Below are 2,664 nucleotides of genomic sequence, written 5' to 3'. Positions count from 1 at the left end.
TGGTACCGACATTAATGCCGGTACCATAAGGAGGAACTAGAATGAGTATTCTTTTTGATAAAGTCATTATGCATACCCTAGATATGGGGTATGGTCAGCCTATACTTTCAAAAGAGTGTTTAGCACTAAATGATGAGGTAGAGGCATATATCACAACGTACATAGTAGATTTATTTAATAGTCATAGTGTTTCACATGCTATTTTTGAAGAAACTTCATCTTGGGCAGAAACAATTAGAGCAAATGTACCCGATTTCTATAGTTTTTCTTGTGAATTAGCAAGTCAATTCTTTGCTTATATGCAAACGTTAGAAAATATTCCTAATGGGGATTTAATCGTTACAAAGTTCAAACGTGACCAGATACCATATATAGCATTCTTTAAGCTGAACTATAAAGAAGCATATACACATGTTATAGATCAAAATGGGGAAGGTCCTGTTAATCAAATTATTAAGCATAAAACTATTTTCCCAGAGACTTCAAGTAAGATTCAAGAAGCTGCCATTATTAATTTAGAGACGTGCGAAATTCTTCTATTAGATGGGCACAAAGAGCATTATTTACATAACTTACTTGGAACAACAACTTCTCTTTCTACTAAGCAAAAAATTAAGTTAGTGGAACAAGTCATTACAGAGGCAATTGAAGAAAACTTTGATAATAAGTTAGAGGGACTGGCTTTTGCTAAAGCCAATATTGCTAAGAGCATAGATCATACAAGTAGTATTCGTGTTAGTGATGTATTAGAGGAAATCTTTGGAGAACATGAGCACATTAAAGAACAATGCCTGTCTGTATTTGAAGAGCAAGGCATTGCAGAAGAAGCTATCGAAGTACCACAAGCAAGTAAAGTGGTCAAGAAATACACTAGGCATAAGATTAAGACAAATACAGGGATAGAAATTAAGTTACCTACAGAAATGCTTAGTGATCCTAGCAAAGTAGAATTTATTAATAATCCAGATGGGACTATTGAAGTAAGGATTAAAAATGTGGGGACATTAATTAATAAGTAGAAAATAATTTGCTGGTATCGATTTTAAGCCAGTACCAACAAATTATTACCACACATCTAACTATTTTTGGATATGTAGATATCGAGAGCTTTTATTAATCTACGTAAGGATTTTATTAGTAGAAAGGCTATATAACCGATGGTACCGTAAATTAATAAAACAATAGGTATCATTATAAGTGAAAATGACATTATAGTTCCTCCTCTCTATAGATTAATTAAATCATATAGTGAGCAATTAATAAATGAAAAATAGAGTAGTGAGCAGGTCAAATCTAAGTTTGTTCAAATGAGGGAGTGTGGAATATTGTGTCTACTGACAATGATTTTTTACTGAATCAGCTTGTTAAGCTTGGCGATATGATGGGAGACGGACTACATCATGAACCAGATGGTAAATGGATAGAGAAAGAATATAGAAAAGTTGCTGAACAACTAGGCATAATAAAGCAAAAACCAAAAAGTAATGATGGAATTGATATGTATATGGCTGAACGATGCAATGCCGTTAAATGTGAATGTGGAGGGGCATTAAAGCAATCAAGAAAAGGTTCTTTTGTTGCAAAATGCGAATGTGGTTTGAAGTATAGATTAGGTAAAAGAAAACCAAACAAATAATTTTTCTCTTCAGTGAGGAGTGAGGTAATGGCATATACAGAGCAAGAAGAAAAAGAATTTAATCAACAGTTGAAAAGGTGGCAGAAACATCAACTAACTGCCGTTAGGCAGAATAATATAGATAGATCATATGAAAGCATGTCAGAAATTGATAGAAGTGTATGGGAGAAGATAGCCAACGCTGAAACGTATAAAGATGTAAATTGGCTAGTATGGCAGCAAGCAGAACGAGTTATACAAAAATATTGTACTTTGACACGATAAAATCATTCTTGGAGGGAAATGAAATGACAAATGGAGACAGAATACGGAAGATGACAAATGAAGAACTAGCATCATTTATCTTTAATGCAATCGAAGATACTGAATGGAATGAAAATGGAAATAACAATTATGAAGATGATTGGCGTGAGTGGATAGATGCACCGTATTTTAATAAATAAAATAATTTTTTGGAAGGAAACTGTAATGGAAGGCTATTGGATAATTTATAGACGTACAAATTCTTTTACTGCACCTAGTGCAAAATGGGTAAGAGATGAAGAAGAAGTAGAGAAATTTCTACAAGAGGTTGAGAATATTAAAGTTATAGATATAGCAGAAAGTATTTATAAAGAGCAAATAAAATAATTCTTTGGAAAGGGTAAAGGGTATGGATGGACTAATAGTAAAACAACCTTGGGCAAGTTTGATTGTCCAAGGAAAGAAAACGATGGAAGTAAGAGGGTCAAAGACCAAAAAGAAAAGAGAGAATATAGCGATCATTGAGAGTGGAATGAACCACATTCTAGGAGATGTATATATTATTGAGTGTGTAGAACTTGATAAAGAAACATTTGAGCGAACACGAGAGCAGCACCGAATCAAGATGTCATATGAGGATGTTTTAACTAACTTTGGATATAAAAAGCTTTATGGATGGGTGTTGGGAACAGCAAATGAGGTAGTGCAGCCTGTGATTTGTCAAAATAGGAAAGTAGGACAAGTCATTTGGGTTAAGGATGCATTGCCTGACGATGTGTACTACA

Annotated in this window: 6 protein-coding genes; all 6 read left to right on the top strand. The window is 33.7% G+C overall.

What is annotated here, in order from left to right; translation table 11 throughout:
- The first annotated feature begins 41 nt into the window (after positions 1-41).
- Positions 42-1,019, top strand: coding sequence for a nucleoid-associated protein (locus tag PBV87_RS21785; protein ID WP_271013748.1), 978 nt, complete (start codon positions 42-44; stop codon positions 1,017-1,019).
- Positions 1,020-1,327: 308 nt separating this feature from the next.
- The gene (locus tag PBV87_RS21780) at positions 1,328-1,636 is read left to right on the top strand and encodes a hypothetical protein (RefSeq protein ID WP_271013747.1); all 309 of its coding nucleotides are present in this window, start codon (positions 1,328-1,330) and stop codon (positions 1,634-1,636) included.
- Between the two features lie 27 nt (positions 1,637-1,663).
- Complete coding sequence (locus PBV87_RS21775; protein ID WP_271013746.1) at positions 1,664-1,900, top strand: hypothetical protein; 237 nt, start codon at positions 1,664-1,666, stop codon at positions 1,898-1,900.
- Positions 1,901-1,923: 23 nt separating this feature from the next.
- Positions 1,924-2,079 (top strand): hypothetical protein, encoded by a 156-nt coding sequence (locus tag PBV87_RS21770; protein ID WP_271012006.1) that lies wholly within the window; start codon positions 1,924-1,926, stop codon positions 2,077-2,079.
- Positions 2,080-2,104: 25 nt separating this feature from the next.
- Entirely contained in the window at positions 2,105-2,266 is a 162-nt protein-coding gene (locus PBV87_RS21765; RefSeq protein WP_271013745.1) for a hypothetical protein, read from the top strand.
- 22 nt (positions 2,267-2,288) lie between these two features.
- A partial coding sequence (locus tag PBV87_RS21760) for an ASCH domain-containing protein (RefSeq protein WP_271013744.1) occupies positions 2,289-2,664 on the top strand: 376 nt, incomplete at its 3' end.

This window comes from Holtiella tumoricola, assembly GCF_027857615.1.
In the GTDB taxonomy this organism is placed as follows: domain Bacteria; phylum Bacillota; class Clostridia; order Lachnospirales; family Cellulosilyticaceae; genus Holtiella; species Holtiella tumoricola.
The sequence above is the reverse complement of the archived record's forward strand: the minus strand, read 5'-3'. Positions and strand labels throughout refer to the sequence as shown.